General features: G+C 47.5%; 20 protein-coding genes. 13 read left to right on the top strand and 7 right to left on the bottom strand.

What is annotated here, in order from left to right; all coding sequences use genetic code 11:
• The first annotated feature begins 435 nt into the window (after positions 1-435).
• From D0C16_RS03510 to D0C16_RS03495, 4 genes are all read left to right on the top strand, one after another.
• A complete protein-coding gene (locus D0C16_RS03510) occupies positions 436-3,534 on the top strand; it encodes a glycoside hydrolase family 15 protein (RefSeq protein ID WP_151031040.1) in 3,099 nt (1,032 codons plus the stop codon).
• 89 nt (positions 3,535-3,623) lie between these two features.
• Positions 3,624-5,114 (top strand): TrkH family potassium uptake protein, encoded by a 1,491-nt coding sequence (locus D0C16_RS03505; RefSeq protein WP_225318891.1) that lies wholly within the window; start codon positions 3,624-3,626, stop codon positions 5,112-5,114.
• Position 5,115: 1 nt separating this feature from the next.
• On the top strand, positions 5,116-6,666 hold the full coding sequence (locus D0C16_RS03500) for an ATP-binding protein (protein ID WP_151031039.1): 1,551 nt from the start codon (positions 5,116-5,118) through the stop codon (positions 6,664-6,666).
• Between the two features lie 70 nt (positions 6,667-6,736).
• Positions 6,737-7,426: a response regulator gene (locus tag D0C16_RS03495; protein ID WP_151031038.1), complete on the top strand. Its 690-nt coding sequence runs from the start codon at positions 6,737-6,739 to the stop codon at positions 7,424-7,426.
• Positions 7,427-7,536: 110 nt separating this feature from the next.
• Here D0C16_RS03495 and D0C16_RS03490 read toward each other — a convergent pair whose 3' ends face one another.
• The 4 genes from D0C16_RS03490 to D0C16_RS03475 form a co-directional block, all read right to left on the bottom strand.
• Positions 7,537-8,541, bottom strand: coding sequence for a right-handed parallel beta-helix repeat-containing protein (locus tag D0C16_RS03490; RefSeq protein WP_191968634.1), 1,005 nt, complete (start codon positions 8,539-8,541; stop codon positions 7,537-7,539).
• Positions 8,542-8,742: 201 nt separating this feature from the next.
• Positions 8,743-9,126: a hypothetical protein gene (locus D0C16_RS03485; protein WP_151031036.1), complete on the bottom strand. Its 384-nt coding sequence runs from the start codon at positions 9,124-9,126 to the stop codon at positions 8,743-8,745.
• Positions 9,127-9,151: 25 nt separating this feature from the next.
• Positions 9,152-9,961 (bottom strand): peptidylprolyl isomerase, encoded by an 810-nt coding sequence (locus D0C16_RS03480; protein WP_151031035.1) that lies wholly within the window; start codon positions 9,959-9,961, stop codon positions 9,152-9,154.
• A gap of 153 nt (positions 9,962-10,114) precedes the next feature.
• Positions 10,115-11,092: an HPP family protein gene (locus D0C16_RS03475; RefSeq protein WP_151031034.1), complete on the bottom strand. Its 978-nt coding sequence runs from the start codon at positions 11,090-11,092 to the stop codon at positions 10,115-10,117.
• 173 nt (positions 11,093-11,265) lie between these two features.
• Here D0C16_RS03475 and D0C16_RS03470 point away from each other — a divergent pair, with 173 nt between their 5' ends.
• From D0C16_RS03470 to D0C16_RS03430, 9 genes are all read left to right on the top strand, one after another.
• Positions 11,266-11,469: a heavy-metal-associated domain-containing protein gene (locus tag D0C16_RS03470; RefSeq protein WP_151031033.1), complete on the top strand. Its 204-nt coding sequence runs from the start codon at positions 11,266-11,268 to the stop codon at positions 11,467-11,469.
• 6 nt (positions 11,470-11,475) lie between these two features.
• Entirely contained in the window at positions 11,476-13,731 is a 2,256-nt protein-coding gene (locus D0C16_RS03465; protein WP_151031032.1) for a heavy metal translocating P-type ATPase, read from the top strand.
• Positions 13,732-14,199, top strand: coding sequence for a Cu(I)-responsive transcriptional regulator (cueR, locus tag D0C16_RS03460; RefSeq protein ID WP_151031031.1), 468 nt, complete (start codon positions 13,732-13,734; stop codon positions 14,197-14,199). It abuts the gene before it with no gap.
• Between the two features lie 9 nt (positions 14,200-14,208).
• The gene (locus tag D0C16_RS03455) at positions 14,209-14,601 is read left to right on the top strand and encodes a hypothetical protein (protein ID WP_151031030.1); all 393 of its coding nucleotides are present in this window, start codon (positions 14,209-14,211) and stop codon (positions 14,599-14,601) included.
• Positions 14,602-14,708: 107 nt separating this feature from the next.
• Positions 14,709-16,214, top strand: a complete 1,506-nt coding sequence (locus D0C16_RS03450) for a TolC family protein (RefSeq protein WP_151031029.1) — start codon at positions 14,709-14,711, stop codon at positions 16,212-16,214.
• On the top strand, positions 16,207-17,559 hold the full coding sequence (locus D0C16_RS03445; protein ID WP_225318890.1) for a multicopper oxidase family protein: 1,353 nt from the start codon (positions 16,207-16,209) through the stop codon (positions 17,557-17,559). Before D0C16_RS03450 ends, D0C16_RS03445 begins: the two co-directional genes overlap by 8 nt.
• Before the next feature lie 192 nt (positions 17,560-17,751).
• Complete coding sequence (locus D0C16_RS03440) at positions 17,752-21,255, top strand: HEAT repeat domain-containing protein (protein WP_151031028.1); 3,504 nt, start codon at positions 17,752-17,754, stop codon at positions 21,253-21,255.
• Between the two features lie 377 nt (positions 21,256-21,632).
• Positions 21,633-22,418, top strand: a complete 786-nt coding sequence (locus D0C16_RS03435) for a pirin family protein (RefSeq protein ID WP_151031027.1) — start codon at positions 21,633-21,635, stop codon at positions 22,416-22,418.
• A gap of 216 nt (positions 22,419-22,634) precedes the next feature.
• Positions 22,635-23,312, top strand: a complete 678-nt coding sequence (locus D0C16_RS03430) for a MaoC family dehydratase (RefSeq protein WP_151031026.1) — start codon at positions 22,635-22,637, stop codon at positions 23,310-23,312.
• A 104-nt stretch (positions 23,313-23,416) separates the two neighbouring features.
• On the opposite strand, the gene D0C16_RS03425 is transcribed toward D0C16_RS03430, so the two are convergent.
• From D0C16_RS03425 to D0C16_RS03415, 3 genes are all read right to left on the bottom strand, one after another.
• Positions 23,417-23,716 carry a cytochrome c5 family protein gene (locus D0C16_RS03425; protein ID WP_151031025.1) on the bottom strand — a complete coding sequence of 100 codons (300 nt, stop codon included), beginning with the start codon at positions 23,714-23,716 and terminating at the stop codon, positions 23,417-23,419.
• 92 nt (positions 23,717-23,808) lie between these two features.
• Complete coding sequence (locus D0C16_RS03420; protein WP_151031024.1) at positions 23,809-24,651, bottom strand: DUF1080 domain-containing protein; 843 nt, start codon at positions 24,649-24,651, stop codon at positions 23,809-23,811.
• A 256-nt stretch (positions 24,652-24,907) separates the two neighbouring features.
• Positions 24,908-26,590, bottom strand: a complete 1,683-nt coding sequence (locus tag D0C16_RS03415) for a carbohydrate-binding protein (protein ID WP_151031023.1) — start codon at positions 26,588-26,590, stop codon at positions 24,908-24,910.
• Positions 26,591-26,865: the final 275 nt, after the last annotated feature.

The following is a 26,865-nucleotide window of genomic DNA, read 5'->3' as shown; positions in this document are numbered from 1 at the left end:
GCAAGGGCCGACATAACGCCTATGGGCGGTCGCTGGAAGCTCCCTTCACAGGCTAAGTCGGTTTGTGTGCAAATATGCTCAGGAAGGCCCCAACAGAGTGCAAAATTGTTTTAGGGTAATCAGGAGTGGTGGCGTCAGAGTTAGGGTAGTTAAAACGGCATGATCGCTGCTAGTATTAAGTAACACTAAAATGACCCGATCAAAAAAAGGCTGAAAAATTTCGCATAACAGGGCCTATGTATAAATTCTAGCCGTGGTTGCCTTCGGCAATTATCACGGCGTCGAATTCGGGCCTAGCGGCCCTGTAACATAAGCCCAACCGCCCATTATGCGAAATTGGGTATTGGATAAATATCTCTACAACACACCATCTTCAGCCCCTGTTTTTTGCTGTACCGATCGAAGGTCGCTAACTCTCTAGATAGCGAAGGCTCTATGAAGCATACACAACTGTTGGAGCGTTTATACGCGGAAGTTCAAACAGTAATTCTAAGTAAACAGCATCCGGTAACCGGATTGCTTCCTGCCAGTACCGCAATTAATAACCATGGTGACTACACCGATGCCTGGGTGCGGGATAACGTTTATTCGATTGTCTGCGTTTGGACTCTTGGGATGGCTTTCAGGCACCAGGGGGAACCTCACAAAAGCGATGAACTGGACCAGTCAACCATCAAGCTAATGCGCGGCTTGTTACAGTCCATGATGCGTCAGGCTCATAAGGTTGAAGCGTTTAAATTGTCGCTAGATAACGGCGACGCACTTCACGCCAAATACGATACGGCCACCGGATTACCTGTAGTTGCCGATGATGCTTGGGGTCATTTGCAAATCGACGCTACTTCCGTATTTCTACTAATGCTGGCACAGATGAGCGCATCAGGATTGCGCATTGTGTGTACGCACGATGAAGTCGATTTTGTCCAGAATCTGGTTTACTACATCGCCAGTGCCTATCGCACGCCGGATTATGGAATCTGGGAGCGTGGCAATAAGGTTAACAACGGCAAGACAGAAATCAATGCCAGTTCAGTCGGTATGGCAAAAGCGGCACTACAAGCTCTAGACGGGTTTAACCTGTTTGGGAAGCATGGCGATAAAAGGGCGGTGATCCATGTTATTGCCGACGCCATCTCATTAGCGAGAACCACCCTCGCCTCACTCCTACCCCGCGAATCGCTATCCAAAGAAACAGACAGTGCACTCTTGAGTATCATCGGGTTTCCGGCCTTTGCCGTCGGCAAAGAAACGCTAGCCACTCAAACTCGCGACTCGGTGTTGACCAAGCTGGGGGGAAACTACGGGTGTAAACGCTTTTTGTGGGACGGCCATCAAACCGTTTTGGAAGAAAGCTCACGCATCTATTATGAACACGATGAGCTGGGTAATTTTGCTCACGTTGAATCGGAATGGCCACTATTTTTCACTTACCTTTATATAACGGCGTTATTTGATGGAAGTGAAGCAACGGCTAAGCACTATCGCAAAAAGCTCGAATCCTTAATGGTTTATGTAGATGGCATAGGGTTATTGCCGGAACTCTACTATTTGCCGCTGGAAAATATTGAAGCGGAAAAGAAAAGCCCGCGTTCGCAGACCCGTGTTCCCAACGAAAATATTCCGTTGGTTTGGGCACAAAGTTTATATCTTACGGGTTTAATGCTGGATGAAGGTTTGGTGAGTAGCGATGACCTCGATCCATTAAAAATGCGCAGGCGCTCTACCCGTTTTATCAAATCCAGTATCGCACTCGTTGTGCTCGCTGAAAATGAGACTGTTAAACAGCATTTGGCCAAATACGGCGTTATTGCTGAAACTATTCAAGATTTAAAACCCATGGGAGTATTGTCAGCTTCCAGCCTGATGGAAGCCTATGCCCATATTGGTGAAAATAAATCACTTGGTCTCAGCGGGCGTCCGCGGCGTCGGGTGCAAAGTTTAGCAACCTCACAAACCTATGAAATCAATAATAAAATTTATTTGAGTTTATCCTGGCTCCAAAGTGAGCGTGAAGATTATCGTCGCTACGATGCACAATGGGTCATAGAAAGTTTGATTCAGGAGATTCAGTTTATTTATAAAAACTGGATTAGTTCGGAAGTTGCGGTATTTACGCTATTAATTGATCATCGTCTTTATAAAGTTCCGAATGCGGAGCTTTTATTTGAGGTATTACGTGATTATCAATTACGCAATAAAGAAGAGTATGTAGGTTACGCATCCGCTAATCTTGCTTATCGAGCATCACGCGTAAATAGCTTAACTATCCCGAATTTTCATGTAACTTCAATGAGCAATCAGATGCAAGCGGCCAGTGTACATGATGACGCTTTGCAATCTGCTCAATTGGAGCCTGAAGCGGCGTTGTTATTGGAAAAATTCTACACCGAAAGCGATATTATAACCTATCGAAAATTTTCAATGTACATCAAAAAGCACAAGCTGACCGATAACATTGGAATTAATGGTGCAATAATTACCATTAAAGATTTAATTAGAGATGTGTATTATCGCTCGCAAAAAGTAAATTATTGGTTGTTGGCGCGTTTTTGCTTTTCACAACTAAATTACACCTTAACTGATTTGGGTGATAGCTTGACTCTACTTGCTGCGCGAAATTTAAGCATTACGGTAGGTGACAATAATTTCACCGAAATTAAGGTTGATCAGTCTTTCTCGAATGCATCTTACTTCGAAAGTGTGCGCCAATTATTTCCGGATTTATTAGAACGCACCTTGGTTCAAGAGTTAATTTCTGCCATAGGATCATTGATTCGTTCAGAACCAAAGCTTTTTGACGGGTTGCATTCTGTTCAGTTGCGTAACTTCATGTTGCTGTGTGGTATGGATAAAGGCGACGCGGAAGACGTATCCATGATTGAATGGTTAGGATTGCAATCCCCGGCCAAACTGTACAAAAAAATTCGCACCATTTTAACCTCGCGCAAAAAAGTATTTGCCCAAGGGATCAATCACGTTACGCCGTACAAAATCCACCATAACGAAAATGCGGATGATGAAAATCCTGTACTCTCAGATGCAATGGAGACTGACTGGTTGGAGTGGCGTACGGCGCGCGGTTTGATTACGCATTTTGATGAAAACTTTCTCAAGGATATTTGGCATAGTCTGATGTTTGCTGAGTATCTTGTGTTTAGCAATGCGAATGGGCAGCGTTTCACGCTCGATTGCAAAACAACCCGCCGTTCCATGACTCCTGGAGAGGAGAGCTTCGCTCATCATATAGATCAATTGACACACCAATTACATCCCGCCTACTACAAAAGTGCCATGGTTGAGGCGCTCTATGCCTATACTCAATTCTGTATTAATAATCCGCAAATGCGCTTTCAGCAGCCATTGGTTTTTCGCGAGGTGTTGGAGCGGGCCGCGGAGCGCTATGTTAATGAGCGCAAAACACAGCTGATGAGCTTGGGAATGGAGACCGATCTTACGGTATTTATGCAGCAGTCGCCCCATATAGTGAATCTGTATGTCACTCTGATCTATGCCGAGACCACTCAGCCCTACTAAGGCGTCGCCGGTGAGATCTATCCCTCACCGGCAAGTTTTACAAAATATATATCCATTCCCCATAGGCTCCCAGTCGACCAGCGTTTAGAATGCGGGCAATTTTCTGCCATATCGATAAGTCAAATACTATGAAATTACTGGGGCCTACGCTGCTGATTCTGGGCGCAATCCTGAATATTCTTGCATTGTTTATGCTAATACCGCTGGCACTGTCGATTGCTTACGATAGTGACAACCAGCTCGCCTTTTTCTCTTCCGCCACTATAACCAGTATAGCGGGAATCGTTTTTTTACTAATCGGTCGGAAACATCACTTCGATTTTATGCAACCAAGGCAGGTATTTTTGATTACCACCTGCGCGTGGACCGGAGTGTCGCTGTTCAGTGCCCTACCTTTCCTATTTATATCTAAACCGCTAGGCGTTGCTGATGCGGTGTTTGAAGCGGTATCGGGTATTACCACTACAGGTTCCTCAGTAATGGCAGGTTTGGATGCAATGCCCAAAGACATTCTTTTGTGGCGGTCATTACTTAATTGGATCGGTGGTGTTGGGATTATCGGAATGGCAATTGCGGTGCTTCCATTTCTGCGTGTGGGTGGTATGCGCCTGTTTAAAACGGAATCGTCTGATTGGTCTGATAAAGCGATGCCAAGGGCGCAAAGCCTGATGGCAATGATTATTTATTCCTACATCGCGTTGTCCATTGTCTGTTGCCTTGCTTTTTGGCTGGCCGGAATGGATTTGTTTAACGCGATAAACCACGCAATGGCTTCGGTCTCTACCGGGGGATTTTCCACCTCAGACAATTCATTTGCTCAATTTGACAGTCTGCTTATTCACTGGATTGCGATTGTCTTCATGCTTGCGGGCGCCTTTCCATTTGTCTTGTTTGTTCGACTACTGGTAAATAAAAAATTCCTATTTTTCCGTGACACACAAGTGCGTGGTTTATTGCTCCTGGTTGCCCTCACAACCGCGGTACTCGCGTTGCAACTAATACTTTCCGAGCAAATGGGGCCGTTGCGCGCCGTTACTATGGCTTGTTTTAACCTGGTTTCAGTGATCACAACTACCGGCTTCGCATCAGGTGACTATCAACTGTGGGGCCCATTGGCACTGATTGTATTTTTCTTCGTCACATTTGTGGGAGGATGCTCAGGTTCAACAACCGGTGGTATTAAAGTATTCCGTTTGCAGATTTTTGCGGGTCTTGTGAAGGAACAAATCATTACCGCTGTGCACCCTCGCGCTGTTATCAGTCGGCGCTATAACAACCGTTTGATCAGTTCCGAGATTATTGCTTCGTCAATTTCATATATGTTTTTAATGACTGCTTGTTTGGTGATAATTGCCTTTATATTGGCATTAACAGGTTTGGATTTATTGACCAGTTTTACCGGTGCAGCAACCGCGCTCATGAACGTTGGGCCTGGCCTGGGGCCAGTCATAGGTCCAGCGGGTAATTTTTCAAGCTTAAGCGATACCGCCAAATGGGCCTTGTCTGCCGGCATGCTGTTGGGACGTCTGGAGTTTCTAACGATTATCGTTCTTTTTTCTCCTGCGTTCTGGCGCGCATGACATGAAGATCGAACAGGTTTTACGCAAGTTCGCCTACCCCATCGGAATTCTATTTCCCTGGCTGTTAACGCCAATTGCATTTTTGATTACTGATTACCTACCCAAAACCAATGTGCCGCTTTTGTATATCGTAATGGTGGTTTTTATCGCCATTAACGTGACGGTTGAGTTGGCAATTATTAATGCGCTTTCCAGCTTTTTTGCCTTCAGTTTCTTTTTTGCTGAGCCTTATGGTTCGATCATGATCCATCAGGATGAAGATCTGCTGACTATTTTGTTATTTTTACTAACCTCAGTCATTGTTGGCTATATGGCAACCAAGCATAAACAAAACGTACAAAAAATCCGTGTACGCGAGTTTATGACTGATATTGAGCTCGAATTGCTGGAAAAATTACCCAAAGCCCTGGATACGGATGATGTAATTAACGCGATGCGCGATGCGCTTGAGCCATGGAAGGAGAATTGCGTACTGATTACGCGGGATGTTAACTGGGCGACCCATCCAATGATTCGGCGCATGACCCATTTGCGAAAAACCTACCTGGAAGAATTATTGGAACTGCGGATCACCCCGGAAATTAGTTTGCAAATTCCTGAATTGGAACAAGAACACGATGTATTTTTTCTGCACAACTCGCAACAAGTTATTGGTCTGCTAAAAATATCCATTGAAAATATCCAATACCTTCCAAAAGACATTTTTCTGTTGTTGTTACACCAGGTGAATATTTCACTCGAGCGTACACGCCTTTCCGCAGATTTGGAAAAAGAAAAAATTGCCAAAGAAAATGAGCTACTACGCTCCGCCCTGCTCTCTTCGGTATCTCACGATTTTCGCACGCCCTTAACGACAATGATTGGGGCTACATCAACTGTTATTGAATTTGGTGAACATCTGGATAAACAGCAAACTCGTGAATTGCTAGACACAGTATTGGAGGAAGCTCAGCGCTTAAACCGCTACACCCAAAACTTACTCGATATGACACGTTTAGGATTCGGGCAGCTGCAATTAGAGCGAGATTGGGTCGGTGTTGAAGAAATCATTAGCGTGGTTAAAAAAAGACTAAAACCGCTACTAATTCATAACGATGTGCGCGCGGATATTAACCCCCATTTGCCGTCACTCTATATTCAAGCCGCTCTTATTGAACAAGCGCTATTTAATATCATTGATAATGCGATCAAATTTTCTCCATCCGGTGCTTATATTGAAGTCACCTGCGTAAAAGAAAATGATGCAATTATTATCAGCGTCTGCGACCAGGGGCCAGGTGTACCGGAAGGCGAGCGGGAAAAGGTTTTTGAACGTTTCCATACCGCCGAGAAAGGTGATCGTCGTCGTTCTGGTAGCGGATTGGGGCTGACCATTTGCCGCGGTATGATTATGGCGCATGGGGGAAGTGTCAGTATTCATCCTAACCCCAAGCGTACCGCAGACCGAATTAACCCGGGTTGCTGTGTCCGTGTTGAAATTCCCATTGAGGCGAACCTTGGGGCAAGCGATAAAAACCCTGATAGCCCAAGCTCCCATTCAGCTGCCGAATAAAATTTAACAGTGATGTGACACGCTGTGAATAAGGTGCCGCTTATACTCTTGGCAAAGTTACGGAGTTACCATGAGCAAAATACTGATAATTGATGACGAACCTCAAATTCGCCGGTTCCTGCAAATCGGCCTGACTGCGCAAGGCTATTCAATCATGGAGGCAGATGCTGGCCGTCAGGGGCTGGTATTGGCGGCGGAGGAAAATCCGGATTTAGTCATCCTGGATATGGGATTGCCCGATCTGGATGGGCAGGTTGTTTTGAAAAAACTGCGTGATTTTTATCATCAGCCAATTATTGTACTGTCGGTCCGTAATCGCGAATCTGAAATAGTCCAAGCGCTGGATACCGGTGCTAATGACTACGTGGTTAAACCTTTTGGTATTCAGGAATTGCTGGCTCGTATTCGCGGTTTGATCAAGGCCTTTGGCCCCAGCGTGCAAAGCGTTGATAAATACCAGGATGAGCGGGTCATCATTGATCTGCAAGAACGTAAATTAACGGTAGATGGTGAAGCGGCAAAACTCTCCCGTAAAGAGTTTGAGTTGCTCAAGCGTTTAATTAACAACGCTGGCCGATTGGTAACCCAGCAGCAATTATTGCGTGAAATTTGGGGTGGAACCCATGTTGAGGATACGCACTATTTGCGAATTTTTATTGCGCGCTTACGCACAAAGTTGGGGGATGATCCGTCCAATCCTCGTTATATAGAAACTGAGCCTGGCGTGGGTTATCGCTTCCTACCTACCGTAGAAAATTAAACTGTTTTTGATTTACCGGCGAAAAAAAGCTCGCGATCAATTAGATCGCGAGCTACCTCAAAATACATCCTGGTACACACACATTTTAAAGCTGAAGTTCGGTTGTAGGTTTAACGACAAATAGCGCCCACATTTTCCACCAGGCCAGACGCCGCCTCGCTGATGCAACCATGTTTATTGTTTATAAACTGGGCGCCTACCATCATGTTATTCACGCAAGATGCGTCATTCGCTAAAACACCCATTCCCCCTGAGCGCGAAATCACTACCCCGGTGAAGGTGTTCCCTGTTGCCGCCGTGTTGGGATCTGTGTTGACTTGCGCAAGAAAAATACCGTGCTGCACGCTATCGCGAATATGCAAATTGGTGAATGAATTATCGAGTGAATCGCGCATGAAAATACCTACGGTTTTATTGTCGGCGATGGTCACATCATAAAATTTGTTATTGTTAAATTTAATGTCGGTGGAAATACCAGCCGCCTTGTTTCCGTATAAATGGATTCCGGAAAAGGTGCTGTCTTCAGTCTCATAACCGGCGAGACCATCGAATTCATTGTCATAGGACGTGTAGTCACGAATCGTTAAACGTCTGCACCCTAATTCAGTAACCAAGCCACCCGACATAGCCCCGAATACGGTGACAGATTGCACTACACAATCCACGCACCGACGAATACTAATCCCATTATTGCGTAACGGAAATTGATCGCTGCAAGGCCCACCCATGCACTCCATGGTTTGGTTTGCCCGGTTACCATCAATCATTAAATCGATAACACGGATATGGCGAGTATCGCGACCAGGAATACTGTCAGTAAGTCCCATAACGATTACGGGTGAATTGGTATGATCGGCCAGTTTTAATAGAGTACCGGGGCCAGTGCCGCGCAACGTAACGTTGTTGCGATCCAGAATAATGGGTTTGCTGCAGGTAAAGGTACCTGCGGGCAAGGTGACCTCTCCACCATCCGCTGGTAATTGATTGATGGATTTTTGAATGGCATCACAGGTCTTGTCTTTGACCTGCTGAGCAGCAAAAACTACCGACGGCATACCACTTAACACGAATGCAAGCAGCGTCCAGACTACGTATGCGCTATGAAGTTTTTTCATAGTCAGCCCTCTCTCGAACGCGGGAGATGTAACTCCCCTTACTTTCATCCTAGTTCGAAAAATAGTTGGAACAATGAAAAATGTGCCTTTAGCCTAAAAAAATCTAATCGCGCGTAAGGCGCTAATTGCTGGCGATAAATGTTGAGTATTTGAGAAACAAAAAAGGGACCAGAGGTCCCTTTTTGTAGCAACTCAGCGTTTCTATTCCGCCGATTTGACTGGCAACCCCTGAGGCATTAACGGATTGCAGTTTTTGATGGTTACCCGGCCCTCGAGCAAACTGCCTTTAGAGTATTCACTGAAAATACAGCTGTTGGTAGCGGGGTCGTAATTTTCTACCCAAAGGTTGTCGTCTTTCCACGTTGCCTGCAGGTGAACTTGTCCTTTGGGAACTTCAATAGACATTACACCGCCATAGTTTTTTACGAAGTGTTGCTCGTAATGAAAGGTGTACATCAACCAACCGATAATAAAAATGGTCAAGCCACCAATTAAGCCCGCCTTCCATTTGAGGTAGCGCCCAACGCCCCAAAAAACAAACAATGCAACGCTGATTACGGCAATCCAATACAAGTAGGTAATCACAACACTTCCCTCTTAACAGTTGAAATTACTTCCTATTCAACAGTCTTTTGCGACCCAAGGCAAGCAGGCCCAAACCGATAAGGCTAATCAAGCCAAGGCTACCACTGCCGCCATCATCATCTTTTTCGGTAATCAGCGTGTTCTTGGTTGGGTTCAGGTTTGCGGCGGTATCAGGGTCAGCATTAAGAACCACAATATTCTGGATCAACATGAAGTTGCTTCCGGTCACTTCTTTGTTTGCTGTCGCATCGGCCGCCGTGTAATTACGCAGCGGGATTTCAGTAAATGAGCTACCCATATTGAAACGACTCAACGCGGCAATCGCATCGACAATCGCCATACCATTACCGGTTACCTGGCCAAACACGGTAAAGCCACCGTTTTGCTTATCCAGATTGGAAGAGTTATTACTGAGGTTAATAAACCATTGGTTGGTAGCACTGTTAGCGTCAGAACCTAATTTCGCCATAGCAATTGTGCCGCGCAGGTTGGAATACACTGGCTCATTTTCGACCTTGGCGTTTTGCGTGATTGCAACCAAGGGCAATTTACCTTGATAGCTAAAACCACCACCCTGCACTACAAAGCTTGGTACTGAACGATGAATGATGGTGTTTACGTATGCATTTGCCTTTACATAAGCAAGGAAGTTAGCCACTGATTTTGGGGTGGTTTTGTCAAACAGGTTCACTTCAAAGTCACCCAACACAGTTTGAAATTGAACTGTAGTGGCAGAGGCAAACTGACTCAGCAAAAGACTGCCAGTGAGACTAACGGCAGTTGCGGTATGTTTTAGCCATTTGGAAGACTGTGCGAACCCGGTAGAAAAACTCATGAACGAAAACCTCGGTTTGATAAATAGTGAAGTTGTTGCTGATCCCAATTTCTTGGAATCTCCTTTTTGCGGTACTGCATATTAGCCCGACTCGCGCTCGCCAAACATCTGAAATTTGTTGGATTTTGTAATACTTAGGTGATTTTGTTGAGGTTAGTCCTCATCAGTTAGCTTTTTCCAATGGCCGTTTGCCTGAGGTTTAACCTCGTAGCGTGCCCAGCGCTGGAATTCGGAGCGCAAACAAATGCCCGTTGCGTATCCGCCATCCCCAGCTACAACTTTGTAAATAACTTGGTCTTTACTGGCGATGGCATTATCTGCGGCGTCTACGACCTGCCTGACACTCCACAAGTTCCCCAGCTTGCCATTGCTATAGAAATGCCCGGCGATAATTTGCTCAGGGTGGGTAATATTTTTTTCAGCATGCTGTTTGGCCAGTTCCAGCAACTGTGTAAGGTTTTCGCTGGTAATGTCCACGTAGGAATTGAGCTGTTCCATCGCAGCGGAGAAGTCCTCTTGGGTCAGTTCAAACTGACGTTCAGAGGCTACTGCAGGTTTACTGATTTTGCGCCGCACCAGATGGGCCGGATAGCGGCGCCACGAAAAGAAGGCGTTAAAAACAATTGCCATCACCATGATGCTGACAACATTAATTAGAATGGGGAACACTAGATACCAATATTCAAGCCGATATATTTCTGCCCCCCCGATGACGGCTGCTAGGGCGGTTGCACCACCTGGTGGGTGCATACAACGCGAATAATGCATAACGCCTACTGCCAGCCCGACCGCCAGTGCAGCAGTCCAGGTTTGATCCGGAAATAATTGATGGCAACTGACCCCGACGAAGGCCGATAACATATGCCCACCGATTACCGCCCAGGGTTGTGACAATGCGCCTTGAGGAACCGCAAACAACAATACCGCCGTCGCGCCCATGGACGTCACCATAATCAGGGTTCCGGCGGTGTGCATAAAACCGTCAGGAAAACTCCAGCGCGTCCCCCAATAGACGGCGAGTATTCCGAGGCATGCACCCAGTGCAGAAATAAATTTCTCGCCGTGATTGGTGGTATTGCGCTCTATACCAAAGAGCAACCTGAGTTCATGTAGCGCGTGCTTCACTCGCATAAATGTTTTCGCCTCGACCAAACCTGATGCACTATAAGAGTGCGAGATACTAGTGACTTCATCCGTTTACTGCAATTCAAAATCCCGTCAATTTTTTGCTTGACCTTGCCACGGTGGTAAACCTTAACCTGACTCCATCTTGATCAAACAAAACAACTCACGAGGTAGTCATAATGTACGCATTCACAGTTAAAACCATGACCTGTGGCGGCTGCGCGAACGCGATTACCCGCGCTATCTACGCAGCTGATCAGTTGGCGCTAGTTCGTGTTCAGCTCGACTCAAAACGCGTGGAGGTAGATACCAATTTTAGTCAAACCGAGTTACTGAAAGTGTTTGATGAAGCTGGCTATCCAGCGGAACCCGTTACGGAGTAACCAGCCATGAAGAACACCCCTCAGGATCTGGAATTGGCAATTGAAGGTATGACTTGCGCTTCCTGCGTTGCTCACGTTGAACGAGCCCTATCCAAGGTGGATGGTGTTGAATCGGTCAGTGTGAACTTGGCTACCGAACGTGCGCATCTAAGTGTTTCGCGCGAAGTGCTGCTCGAATCCTTAGTCCAAAAAGTCGAACAGGCGGGCTATTCCGCACATCTTGCACCATCCACGGGAGCGTCGAGTGAGGATGAAAAGCGCGAGCAAGAACGGCTTGCTCTGGCCTCACACTTTAAATGGAGTTTGTTTGCGACTTTGCCGGTATTCGTTTTGGAAATGGGTTCGCATATGGTGCCGGCATTCCACCATTGGCTAATGGCCAATCTGGGTATTTGGAATTGGATTATTCAAGCTGTACTAACCACGATCGTGATGTTTGGACCAGGACGGGTGTTTTATCAAAAGGGCCTGCCTGCCCTTGCACGTATGGCGCCCGACATGAATTCCCTTGTTGCCTTGGGCAGTGTAGCCGCTTGGGGCTACTCATTAGTAGCCACCTTCGCTCCCGCGTTATTGCCCGAGGGCACCGTGAATGTTTACTACGAAGCTGCTGCTGTCATAGTGACATTGATTTTACTGGGACGTTTGCTAGAGGCTAATGCGCGTGGCCGCACGAGCGAAGCCATTGCCCAACTCGTCAAGCTCCAACCGACCACAGCGACTCGATTAGTTGGTGGGCTGCCCGAAACGATTGAAATTGCTCAAGTCCGACTCGGCGATCTACTTCTGGTTCGCCCTGGCGAGCGTATTCCGTTGGATGGTGAGATTATTGATGGCAGCTCCTTCGTAGACGAGTCAATGATGACTGGCGAATCCATCCCGGTCAGCAAAACCATTGGGCAGGAAATTATTGGTGGGACGCTAAATGCCAATGGAGCGCTCACGTACAAAGTTACCAAAATTGGGAAAGACACTCTGCTTGCTCGTATTATTGATTTAGTGGAGACAGCTCAGGGCGCAAAATTACCGATCCAGGCGTTGGTTGATCAGATTACGCGTTGGTTTGTGCCGATGGTGATGTTAGTGGCGCTTCTAACCTTCATTGTTTGGTTGACATTGGGTCCTGAACCGGCGCTAAGTTTTGCATTAGTTAACGCTGTTGCTGTGTTAATCATCGCCTGTCCGTGCGCAATGGGATTGGCGACTCCCACATCAATTATGGTAGGCACCGGTCGTGCCGCCGCAATCGGTTTGCTATTTCGCCGTGGAAGTGCACTGCAAGGATTGGCCGAAGTGCAAACCATCGCCTTCGATAAAACCGGAACCCTCACCGAAGGCAAGCCAAGACTAACCAACTTTGAGGTCGCATCGGGTTTCGATAAAGATCATGTTCTCGTGTTAGCCGCTACTGCAGAACAACATTCAGAGCACCCAATCGCCCATGCATTAATAGAAGCGGCGAATGCTGCTCGGTTACCCCTGGGTTCGCTAGATTCCTTCGAGGCAATTCCTGGCTATGGCTTGCGAGCTCAAATTGCCGGGCAAATTGTCCATATCGGAGCGGATAGATTATTTACCAAACTTGGAATTGACCTGGCTGTGTTCAGCCACATGGCAGCGCATTTAGCGAGTGAAGGAAAGACGCCGATTTATCTTGCGGTAGATAATAAAATTGCTGCGGTAATGGCATTGGCCGACAGCATCAAGCCGGGTACACCGGCTGCATTAAAGTCCCTGCATCACTTGGGGTTTAAGATTGCCATGATCACCGGTGATAACCAGCGCACCGCTAATACCATTGCAAAAAATTTGGGAATTGATGTGGTCGTAGCAGAAGTTCTGCCAGAGCAAAAGGTGGCTGCACTCAAGCAACTGCGCGCGGAGCACGGTGCTATCGCTTATGTCGGTGATGGAATTAACGATGCACCTGCTTTGGCAGAAGCAGACTTGGGTTTAGCGATTGGTACTGGCTCTGACATCGCGATCGAAAGCGCAGACCTGATTTTAGTGAGTGGCGATCTACAAGGTGTTCCTAAAAGTATTGCACTGGCACGCGCCACTATGTGCAATATCAAACAGAATTTATTCTGGGCCTTTGCCTATAATGTTGCGTTGATTCCTCTGGCAGCTGGACTAGCATGGCCCATGTTTGGCATTTTGTTGTCGCCCATGTTAGCGGCCGGTGCCATGGCATTGTCCAGTGTTTTTGTGGTGACCAACGCGTTACGGTTGCGTCACTGGCAAGCTAAAACGGAGGCATAAATGAACAATCGCGCTCACAAACCCGCCCTGGAATTGGCGGACGCTCACGCCAAAGGATTCCATAGTATTGGTGAAGCAGCCAGGCTAACCGGCCTTAGCGCAAAAATGATTCGCCATTATGAAACGCTGGGACTGATCACACCAACAGATCGCACTTACGCAAACTATCGCGTGTACCAAACTCGCGATATTCACCTATTAAGTTTTATAAAAAGCGCGCGCGATTTGGGTTTTTCAATGAAACAGATAGCAATCCTGGCGAGTCTTTGGCAAGATTCTGAACGCTCTAGTGCTGAGGTAAAAAAACTTGCGCTGGAACATATCCAGGAAATGGATGAGCGAATACGTTCGCTTCAGCAAATGCGAAAAGCATTACATGATTTAGCGGGACGTTGTCATGGTGACGACCGCCCGGATTGCCCGATACTCGATGCAATGGCCTGCCATCATTCACATAATTCAAATTAGCTGTAGATTATGGTTACGCGCAAACCACTTTATTATTTTGTGATTGCCCTCTGCCTTTGGTTGCCGCTACAGGCAATTGCAGGGCAATGGGTGCACTGCGCGCAATTGCAATCCAGCATGATGGATAAAAATCCGTCATTGATCTCACACAGTACGGATGCCCCCTGCCATCAAGTTGATCAGAAAAAATTGCACTCAATGGATGATAACGCTCATTCCGGAAAAGATATAAAATCCTGCAAGCATTGCCAGTTTATGTGTCACTGGCACTGTGTTTTATTAGTAAATAATCTACTCGACCAGAATATTGAATTAACACCGCATTACACTGCATTTACGCTCCCCTCCCCTATGCAACCGCTATTGGCCTTGCCACAAAAACCACCGCAAACGCGCGCCTGATTCTTATCATTGTTTTCGATCTCTATTATTTTTCACTCGAATATTAGTGAGATCTATTTATTAATGCGTTGTTTGAGCTGAAAACACGCACAAAACAGGTCTTTATTATGAGCAACTTCCCAAACCGGGGGCGCCTGCTTTCCCTGCTTGCCGCAACTTTGCTGCTGAGCGCCTGCGCTACCCAACCCCCGCAATCTTCCATGAAAGCGGTGACGCAACCACTGGAAGAACAATATCCAGAGTTGGATTTCCCAAGTACTACTTCAGGAGTTAAGTCGCAGGAGTTTGATTCACCGCTGAGCTTGCAACAAACATTACAAATACTCTTATCTCGCTCGCCTCAAGTGCGTATGCAGTTGGCGGAGCTGGGCATCGCTGATGCACAAACTTTGCAAGCGGAGCTGATTGAAAACCCACACCTGAGTATCGGTGCTTTAAGACCACAGGACGGTGGACGCTGGCAGTTGGATACATCGCTTAGTCAACCTTTACTCGCACTCTTTACACGCCCGTTACGCCGTCAACTGGCCCAGGAAAATTTGCTGGAAACGCAATTGCAACTGCAGGGTGAATTGCAGCAATTAATTACAGAAACCAGTGCACTCTACTTCGCGTCAGTCGCTGCACTACAGCATTGCTACATTCAGGAGAAAATGCTTCAGGCCACAACGGCCAGGCAACAATTGGCACTGAGCGTATATCGCGCCGGCAATATGTCGGAGAACAATTTCCTCGCTTATGACAATGAATTGCGCCGTGCCCGGCAGCAATTGGAAAAGCGTCAGACGGCAGCCTTTGAGAAACGCCTGCAATTGCTGAATTTTATTGGTTTGCCATCAACCCAGGGCATTGATCTGCCGCTTGAGCTACCCTTGTTCCCCGATGAAACATTTTCACACCAGGATTTGCTATCGAGTGCGAGCGAAAATCGTGCGGATATTAAAGTTGCCCAACAGCAAAAAGCGATTGTAGACAAGCGACAACAGTTAATTCGCCAACAAAATGGTTGGCGTGATATCAGTATTGGTGTCTCCGGCGAGCGCGAATTTGATGGAGCGAAAAATATTGGACCCGAGTTGGAAATTGCCTTGCCCTTGTTTAATCGCGGGCAGGGAAAACTAGCTGCGCTAAGGGCACAAAAAGCCAAATTAGATGCGCGCCTACAACAATTAACGCTCAATGCCGATAGCGACATTGCGCAATCGCTCAACACCATGGATTCCGCGCGTGCTCAGCTAAAGCTATTGCAGCCGAGCTTGGCTGTGGCAGAAAAGCGCGTGGAGCTATCCAATCGCGAAGTCAATTTTATGCTGACCAGTCCGTTTGAATTGCTGAATATTAAACGCCAGCAAATTCAATTCGCGCATGAATTCACCGACGTTTTAAAAGAGTACTGGCAGGCACGCGCGGACTTGGAGCTCGCAATCGGTCACAGGCTTCCGTTACCCGCCGCGATTAATAATGATCATTCACAGACGGATCATTCACAGATGGATCATTCACAGATGGATCATTCACAGATGGATCATTCACAGATGGGGCATAGCGAGCACTCTTCGCAAGAAAGCTCTAACCAAGATCACAGCCAGCACCAGGAGCATCATCATGATTAATCGTCGCAATCTTTTGCTTGGCAGTGCTGTGGGTTTGGTTGCAGCGAGCTTGCCGGTACGGGCACAACACAACCACAGCATGCATGACATGCCAATGAACTCCGGTGATCACTCCGCGCATAACCCAGTGCAGCGACCCATCAAAACCACCAAAAACATTCCGGCGGTGAGTACGAAAAAGCCGGAACTTAATACCCAAAATTATCGTCCGGTAATTACACCCAATGGCCGCACACTCGGCTACCGCATGAATGAGGGTGTTAAAGAATTTCATTTAATCGCTGAAGAAATTGAGCATGAATTTGCACCGGGTACAAAAATAAAGGCCTGGGGTTACAACGGCAGCACGCCAGGCCCAACGATCGAAGTCGTTGAAGGCGATCGCGTGCGTATATACCTGACCAATAAACTACCTGAACACACCAGTATGCATTGGCATGGCATTTTATTGCCTTGGGGAATGGATGGCGTTACCGGGCTAACGCAACCGCCGATAAAACCTGGCGAAACGTTTGTCTATGAATTTACCTTGCAGCAACACGGCACCCACATGTACCACCCTCATGCCGATGAAATGGTGCAGATGGCCATGGGTATGATGGGCATGTTTATTATTCATCCCAAAGAACCGGTAACCCCGACGATTGATCGCGACTACGCCGTGCTCTTGCACAACTGGGCCGTGCATCCGGGCACTTATCGACCTGACCCTAATGTCATGACCGAATTTGATTTGTGGACGATGAACAGCAAGGTATTCCCGGCGATTGAATCGCTCGTTGCGCAAACGGGCGAGCGCGTGCGCGTGCGAATAGGCAATTTATCTATGTGGAATCACCCCATGCATATGCACGGCGTGCAATTTGAAGTTACTGGTTCAGATGGCGGGCGCTGGCCGCAAAACCAATGGCGCAAAGAAGTGACTGAAATCGTGGGCGTAGGCCAAACGCGCGATCTGGAATTTGTTGCGGTTCCCGGCGATTGGGCGTTCCATTGCCACATGAGCCACCACACCATGAATGCTATGGGGCACGACGTACCCAACATGCTTGGTGTTAAGCAGCCAGAAGCCCAGATTAATAAAGTATTGCCGGGCTATATGGCGATGGGCGAAAGCGGGATGGCCGAGCACCAGGAGCATACTGATATGGGCCATATGCCCGGCCCGGAAAATACCCTGCCGATGATGATGGGCGAAGGCAACTACGGCAAACTGGAAATGGGCGGCATGTTTTCCTTGATTCGGGTCCGCGACCAATTGGGAGTTGCCGCCGATCTATACGAAGCGCCCCCCGAAACACAAGCCAGAAAAGTGAATCAAGTACCGGATGGTATTCCAGTGTAGTAAAAGATGGACAGGGAATGTCCATTTCTAGACCCGCAGACATCGAACAAGCAGCCAACCGCTGACCTGCAAGTGTTAATTAGTGTTCAGCAGCGTCAATTCAGGCGCTGCCGCAACGCGACTCACCTATAATCCGTACCGACTATAAGCGCCGTGCGCGCCACCAATAATCATAAATGTTGTGAGTAGACCATGACTTTACGCCCTAGCCTTGCCCCTATTTCGCCCGCATCGGTTAATCGCCTGTTTGTTGTAACTCCTTTGGTCGCCGCATTTATGTTGCTTGGCGCCTGCGGAGAAAAACCAACACCGCCTACAGACCAGGCTACTGTCGCAAGTAGCAGCTCAAGTGCCAGTAGCATTGCCATTGAAACTACCCGTATTGCGCCGGATGAAGCCAACGCAGATGCGAAATCCATCGAACAACAAGTGCCCATTACTACCAGTGAAGGTTTGAAAACGGAATTGTGGGCATCGGAAAAATTATTGGGCGATACGGTTGCTATTCATGTAGATGATAAAGGCCGCGTGTGGGCTGGTATTACTCAGCGCAGCAATAATTCGGAATTTGATATTCGCAGCGTTCCCGAGTGGGAAGATGCAACCATGACCTTTTCAACCTATGAAGATAGGCGGAAATTTTTGCGCAGTGAATTAGCGCCAGAAAAAAGTGCGCAGAATGAAAAAATTCCCGATCGTAACAAAGATGGCAGTCACGACTGGCGCGATCTTGCGGTTATGACAGAAAAAGTGATTCGCCTTGAAGACACTCAGGGTTCCGGCAAAGCGGATTTTGCGCAAACCGTCGTTAATGATTTCCACACCGAAGTCACGGATGTGATCGGTGGTTTGTTTTACAACGATTTACTCGATGAATTATTTATCAATATCGCCCCCGATGTCTGGCGGGTGAAGGATACCAATGGCGATGGCTATATGGATAGCCACACTTCACTTACCAATGGTTTTGGTGTGCATGTGGGATTCAGCGGGCACGGTCTGTCCGGCGCAATCATGGGGCCGGATGGCATGCTTTACTCGAGCATGGGCGATATAGGTACCAGCATTACCGATCAATATGGCACAAAGCTTCATTACCCCAATCAGGGTGTAATTGTTCGCAGCGAAGTCGACGGCAGCAACCTTGAAGTGTTCGCGGCGGGGCTGCGCAATATTTACGAACTCTCGTTCGATAAATACGGCAACCTTATCAGCGTAGATAACGATGGCGATCATATTGGCGAATATGAGCGCGTAGTCCATTTGATTGATGGCTCTGACACCGGCTGGCGAATTAACTGGCAATTGGGTAAATACAAGGACGCGAAAAATAACAGTTACAAAATTTGGATGGATGAAGATTATTACAAGCCGCGTTTTAAAAATCAGGCTGCGCATATATTGCCACCCGTTGCGCCCTACCACGCTGGTCCAACCGGCATGACCTATTACCCTGGTACAGGGTTAACCGATGAATGGAAAGATCATTTTTTCGTTGTGGAATTTGTTGGTTCAGCTACACGTGCGGGTATTAATGCATTTACATTAAAGCCCAAAGGTGCATCGTTTGAATTGGCAAGCGATAAAAATATGATGCGTGGGGTACTCGCCACCGGTTTGGATTTCGGCCCCGATGGTGCACTTTATTTTAGTGATTGGATTGAAGGCTGGGGTTTAAAACAAAAAGGCCGCGTTTGGAAAATGGATTCAGCGGCGGGCATGACACCTGAACGTGAACAAATCAAAACATTGCTTGGTAGCAATTTCCGCGAGTTTACAACGGAGCAATTAGTTGAGCATTTAAATAACGCGGATATGCGTGTGCGCCAGAAAGCACAATTTGTACTGGCGGAACAGCATCAGGTAAAAGCCTTGCAGGAAGTGGCAGTGACGTCGCCTCATCAACTCGCGCGCATTCATGCCATCTGGGGCCTTGGTCAGCTGTTGCGCCAAAATCCCGCAGGTAACGCCATTATTATCAATCTACTCCAAGACAGTGATCCAGAGATTCGCGCGCAAGCGGCCAAAGTTTTGGGAGATGCCAAAATGAAAACGGCGAGCGAGCCGTTAATCGCATTGCTGGCAGATAAAAATCCACGCGTACAACTCTATGCGGCGCAGGCGCTGGGACGCATGGCAGAAAAAAATGCCTTACAACCACTCATCGACATGCTGGTTACCAATAATGATGACGATGTTTACTTGCGTCAGGCGGGCGCCATTGCATTGGCCCGTATTGGTGATGCGGATGCGCTGGGAAAGCTATCGACCCATTCATCCGAAGCTGTGCGCGTTGCAGCAGTCGTAGCGCTTAAACGAATGCATAGCCCGGTGGTTGCGGAATTTCTGAATGATTCCAGTGAGTATGTCGTGACCAACGCTGCGCGAGCAATTAATGATGATGAATTAATTACCGACGCCCTGCCCGCTCTGGCGGCACTTGTGGAAAAGCCCCGGTTCACTAGCGAAGCCTTGTTGCGCCGCGCCATTAATGCGAACGTTTACGCAGAGGACAGCGATGAAAATGCAGAGCGATTAATTCGTTTTGCAACGAACCCATCGATCCCAGGCCAACTTCGCGCTGAAGCGATTGCTGCGGTAACCGTCTGGGACTCAGGTTCAGTCTATGACCGTGTAAGCGGTTTCTATCGCGGCCCGATTAATCATCCTCGCGCAGAGGCAGAGGACGCATTTGCCAATACCATTGAAACCTTACTGAGCGATAAGTCCAGTGAGGTACGCCAAGCGGCGACCAACGCGCAAAGTGAATTCAACCTCCAATCCGGTGCGGCTCCACTGGTAAAAATGTTACAACAAGATACTGATCCAAACGTACGCATCAGCGCGCTACATGCGTTAAAAAAGAACGGTCATGCTGACATAGGCTCGCTGGTATTCGGTGCATTGAAAGATAAAGAGCAAAACGTGCGCATGGCGGCTTTGGCGATGGTGCCCGAGTTGCAAATGCCCGTCGCACAGGTGGTTGAAATGCATCAACTACTTATCGCCAACGGCACACCGGGCGAACAACAAGCTGCACTACTTTCACTGGCCAATGTAAAAGCGCCGGAAGCCGAAGCTGTGTTTCGAACGCAGATGCAGCAGTTAATCGAGGGAAAAATCGCGCCTGAAGTTCAGCTTGAATTAATTACCGCGGCAGAGCAAATTGGCTCACCGGAATTAAAACAACTGCTGGCCGATTACGATGCGAAAAAAGATAAAAACAACCCGTTGGAAGTTTATCGCGAAGCGATTTATGGCGGTGATGCACAAAAAGGTATGGCGCTGTTCCGCTATAGCAACTCAACCCAATGTGTACGCTGCCATATGGTTGGCCATCGCGGAAATAAAGTGGGGCCAGATCTGACAACAATCGCCACACGTATTGTCCCGGAGCAAATGGTAGAAGCATTGGTCGCGCCTGCCGCACGAATCGCTCCGGGGTTTGGCCGGGTAACCGTGGTAATGAAAAATGGCAAACGTGTCGAGGGCTCATTCGATGCTGAAACCAAAGCGGATGTACGCATAACCAGCGATAACAAACCGCAAACCATTTTGCGTAGTGATATAGAGAAACTGGAGTTTGGTGGAATCTCCCCCATGCCACCAATGGGACTGGGGTTAACCAAAGCTGAAATACGTGATCTGGTGGCTTACCTCTCTACCCTGAAAGAAGAAGTTCATGAGGGACACTAGCCAACGCTTGGATGTAACACCTGATCACCCGGGCTAAAAGGAGAACAAATGTAAAAAGACCTCTGAACGAGGTCTTTTTACATTTGCAGGTCCCTTCATTGTTTTATCAATTACAACGATGAGTTCGCCAATTTCTATGGCTTAGCAACATACTGTGAATTGATTCCCCTGCTCCTCTGCCTCATAGGCAGTGCAATAAAACCTCCCTTCTCTGAAAAAAACTTCAATTTTAATTAAAAAAAGTTCAACTATTTACCAAATGTTAGAGTTTTTGGCGTAAGGATTAAGCGCCTTGAGCGCTTTTTGGCAATATCCAACCAACAATAAACGAATTACTAACGCCCATTCCTTTATCGCAAACAATAGCCGGGAGCCCCATGAAAATCGCAAAGGACGAGTTATCAATAAACACTGACAAAACCGACAATATACAAGTCGAAAGCAACGTGTTTTTCCGAAAGCATTCGCTCGAGGTGTTGAAGCCATTTGTGTCACTCGAAATACTTTCTGCTCACGACCTGCATAACGCAGGTACTATTAGCTCCGGCACCGCTGTGATTACCTACGTTTTAGCAGGCGAAGCGCTGTTCAGCGATTCAACCGGCAATAGCGACACCCTGAAACAGGAAGACTGGAGTTGGGTAATCAGCGGCAACGGTATTCGCAATTCGATAGAACCCCTGACTCCGAATTTTAAATGCATCCAAGTGGGTATCGCGCTATCGCCCGCGCTGGAAAATTCTTCACCGCAATCGCGTTATGTGCGCATAGGTACTGCACCCTTCCATAAGCAGGTTCGAATACTTATTGGGTGGTATGAGCAAGATAGGAGTCAATTTGCGTTTCCCGCTGGAGCAAATTATTTGGCGGTACACCTAAAGTCAGGAGATTCATGGAGCTACGATTTACCGCTTAACCATAAATTTAGCTGGGCTTTTGTAGTATCAGGGCAGGTAAAAACAAATTCTCGAAAGCATAATCCTGGTGAGCTAATTTACACCGCGCGAGGCGATGACAAGCTATCCGTCCGTGCATTAGCAGATTCAGTGCTCGTGGTAGGTTCTGCTATAGAATTTGGTTACGATTTGGTGTTTCACGAAAGTTCAGTCCACACATCGCCCGAATCTTTACGCAATGCGCTGGCTGCTTATACCCGCACATAAAATAAACCCTATTGGGCTCGAGTTTACGCAATCCAGGTGGAGGTGGTACGGATAAGCGCTTTTGGCATAAGGCGCGTGGGTGGCAATTATACAGGCAGACCGAAATTTGCGGCGTTTATCGATTGCTGGTTGCAATAGTCGTGTGGGGAGCGTAAAAAGATTCGCAGTTTAGCGACTGCCAGTTTCTAATACCTTTCCAGCCACACGGGAGCGTTTATGAGTGTTGTGGAATACCTCAAAGATAAGGAGCGCTTGTTGCGTCAACAGTTAAAGAACGTGGAGTTCAAATCCCGCTTCGAGCCGCAATTGCGCGAGTTGTCAGAAAAACTCAGTCAAACCATCAACAATACCCTGAATACCCCGTGGATTGGCAGGTTTTCATTGCTTCTGGAACGGGAGCGCCAAACCCCACAGTCTATCCCGCCGGCCATTACGCCGGAGGCGCAAGCGTTTTATGAGAAATGGGATGCGTTTATTGGCCAGGAAACCCATCTTGGAGAGTGGCTGTTAATCGATCAGGATCGAATCAACCAGTTTGCGTGTGTCACCGAGGACGACCAGTGGATTCATACGGACGTAACCCGCGCTGCGGAAGAGTCGCCCTTTGGTACTACGATCGCCCATGGTTTCTTAACGCTTGCATTACTCCCAAAACTCACCGAATCCTCAAAAACCCCCTACCCTGAAGCGAGAATGTTGGTTAATTACGGCCTAAATAAAGTTCGCTTTCCTTACCCGGTAAAGGCGGGATCAGAAGTGCGCGCGCGGACCTTACTAAAAGACGTGATTCCATCCAAACGATGCGTAGACCTGGTTAGTGAAATCAGTGTGGAAATTAACGGCAGCAAAAGATTGGCATGTGTTGCAGAAACGCTGTTGCGCGTGTACCTGTAATTGGAATAAAAATCCGCCGATTAAGCGTTTCAGAAATCTCCACATAAAAATAAACCCGACGCTTAGTCGGGTTTATTTTTAACAACTGCCGCAAGGCATCATTTTTACTTCGACATTTTCTCAACCAACTTCAAAAACTCTTCGTCTGTGCAATCGGCACAAGTGCCTTTGGGCGGCATAGCGTTGAAGCCTTCTTTAATGTGTTTAAGCAATACCTCATTTCCTTTTTCGAGACGTGGTGCCCAAGCGGCTACATCACCGGTTTTTGGCGCCCCCATCAAACCGCCATCATGGCAAAGTTTGCAGGATTTTTGGTATTTAGCATCGATTGCAGCGTCATCGGCAACTGTCACGCCGGATGCAAAAACTAGGGCTAAAAGTGCAGCAGAACTTAATTTTAACATGGATCAAATTTCCTCATTGCTAGACACGGTTTCCCCCGGCTTATAAGGTCGGGGGACAATTTATTTTCGCTCAATGAGCGATTTTTTTTAGTTTAAAACTGGCAAACCTTTGAATTATTTTTTACAAAATAGCTTTTGTAATTTTTGGCCTTTTTATCCATACATCCTTCAAGATTTAACAAGCGTACTTTGCGAAAATCTGTTGGGTGACTTTCTGCCTGTAGCGCAATATAGCCGCTGCCATTGGGTGTGCGATCATCCCATTGCAACCCGGTGTACTCCAGGACTTTTTTCCCATTAATAAAATGTTCGGCTTTTTCACTACCATGCACCACCAATTCCGCCGTTACCCATTGATCGCCGTGGTAAGTATCGCTGGTTGAATTGATGATATGGTCCTCGGTAAATTTTCCATTAAACACGACATGGGTACCCGGAGTGCAGAGGTTGCCGGTAGTACGCGGGTCTTTACCATTACCACCCAGTAACTGGTATTCCATACTACCGGGAAAATCCTGCTCTACGGTCATGGTTTTGGGGTCTTGCGTGTGATACATAATGCCATTATTACGATACGCCCAGGCCGGCCCACCGTTCACCTGTTCCCCCACAAAGCGGTATTCCACCAGGATTTTATAGTGGGAAAACGGCCCACCGTTATAAAAAATATGACCGAATCGCTTATCAAACTCTGTGTATTGATCATAACGCGCCTCCATAATTCCATTTTCAACCCGGAACGTATTAAAAGGGTTTTCTCCCAGCGGGTAACCACGCACCTTGGGCGACCAATTACTTAAATCCTTACCATTAAACAGCTCGATCCACTCTTCCGTATCCGGATTATTAGCGGCCTCAGCGGCAACTAGATTGGATGTCATCATGCTGGCCAAGAGGCCAGACGCAAGGCTGAAAGCAAGTAGTTTTCTTTTCATGGTTAGGTTGTCCGTGGTTATTAGCATTTTGCGCAAGCCTAGCCGAATTATCAGATAAATGTCAGCCCTGTTTACAAATCCAAACCCAATAATCCCTTGCTATTGAGAACCATTAACGCAAAAAAAAGATCCCGACCTTTAAAAAGGCCGGGACCAATTACACTGTCTGGAAAATGGTAGGTGTCGACTTACTCTGATGGTAAGGAGAAGTTTGAATGGATACAGACTTAAACTGTGACCTTACAACACCATGGCTTTATAAAAACTTCACCTCGCAAAAAATGGGATAGTGATCTGACGGTGGCGTAGTGCCTTCGCGGTAAGTAATCAGGTTGCAGCCAGACAGAGTAAATTTACTGGCAAAAATATAATCCAATTGCACGTTAGGCGTTGGATTCCAACCATTAAAGGTATTGCCGGTAAATAGGCTGATGAGTTGTGTTTGGTTCATCAGCGTGTTGATCGGGCCACTACCCGGTGCCGCATTTAAATCGCCGAGCAATATAGTTGGCAATGCCCAATTTTGATTCAAGCTAGCAATTCGGTCGCGGATAATATTTGCGGAACCCTGCTGCGAATTTCCATCTACGCCCCAGTGATTATTAAAGAATATAAACTCGCGGCTATCCGCTTTCCTGCGCAGTTTTATCCACTCACTGGTGCGTCTGCCCCAAACATCGGCGACTAATTCGATATAGCCACTTTGCAATTCTTCAAACGCATCGTTGCGATAAATAATTTGGCGCAGCGGCGATGAAGACCAGCTACTCCCCAAGCTGCCACGAATGTAATCGTGCTGCTCGCTCGTGGCTTCCTGGAATCCGATCACCAGCGGTAATTGGGTTTTAATGGCGGTCACCAGTTCGGCTTTGCGGTTATCCCAAAAGCGTTCGCCCACATCACCAGCGGGTGTAGTGCGCACGTTATAAGTCATTACTTTTAGGGTTCCCGCGCTGCTGGAACTACTGCTTGAACTGCTGCTGGAATTATCGTTAGGGCCGAGGTATTCAAAATCCACGTAATTCAAATTGAAGTTGCCGGTTTCAAAATAGGCTTCCAATTCATGCGCGCCCGAATCGAGCGATGCTTCAATACTTACGTTCTGCCAGGTTTGCCAATTGCCAGTGTTGGGGACGTTGATGCGGGTACCAAGGTCCCGGCCATCGAGCTTTAATTTGAAAAAGGTACCGCTATTGGGCGATGCAACGCGCGCAGTAATTTTGTAACGGCCCTTGGTGCTGACGTTCACGCTGTAACGCAGATATTCACCCGTGTCGATCCAGCCAACGTTATAGCCACCACCGGAATCGTTGCTGAGTTCGATATCCACATTATCGCTACGCAACTGGCCGCCGGTATTGCCCGCTGTGGTATCCAGAAAACTGCTGTAGCGCTCCGCTTCCACGCGCCCCGGAATAGCCTGGCCGCAATCGGTTTGCTGACAAGAGACCACATCGACCCAATTCAAATTCCAACCGCCAGTTGTGGCGTAAACGCCAAGGTTATATGTACCTGCATTCAGCTTTACCACTTTGGAGAAGGTTTTCCAGCTTTGCCAACCGCCGGTGCCAGTAATGGCCCAGGGCCCGAGGGGAATGGAACCACCATTTAAATCCAGTGACAGGGTGCCACCAGTTTCACTGGCCACGCGCGCACTAATTAAATAATCGCCCGTGCTTGGAACTACCAGATTGCTAAAACTGAGCCATTCCGTCGGTTCAATCCAGCCCACATTAAACCCGCCACCGGTATCGCTGGTGGCCTGGATATCCACATCACCGATGCGATAAACGTTGCCGATATTGCCCGCAGTGGTGTCAAACGCAGCGGTGAAATCTTCCGTTTGGTAACGCGCTGCTGAGCAAAAGGTTGGAAATGCCAGCCCGCTTACTAATACTAGGGGCAGTATAAGTTGAGCGTATTTGAAGTAAGGTCGCACGTGCGTTCTCCTATTATTAGTATGGTGAAGCAGCGCTGCTGAAAAGCAGCGTGCAATGAGGGAAGAACGAGCCTAACGTCGGTACAGAATGATTTGCTAGCCAGTTTGCGCCACACGGCAAAGTGGCTGGTTGCACAAATTGTTTCACGGGCCAAAAAAGGTGGCACAACGGACCTAAGAAATTGATTTTGTTGGTATTTAATCGTGACTGGGTTTTTATTAACGCAGCTACTCGTGAAGGCGCCCAGGCATCCAGTAGGCGCAGCCCTTGAGTA

The organism is Cellvibrio sp. KY-GH-1, from assembly GCF_008806975.1.
In the GTDB taxonomy this organism is placed as follows: Bacteria; Pseudomonadota; Gammaproteobacteria; order Pseudomonadales; family Cellvibrionaceae; genus Cellvibrio.
The sequence above is the reverse complement of the archived record's forward strand: the minus strand, read 5'-3'. Positions and strand labels throughout refer to the sequence as shown.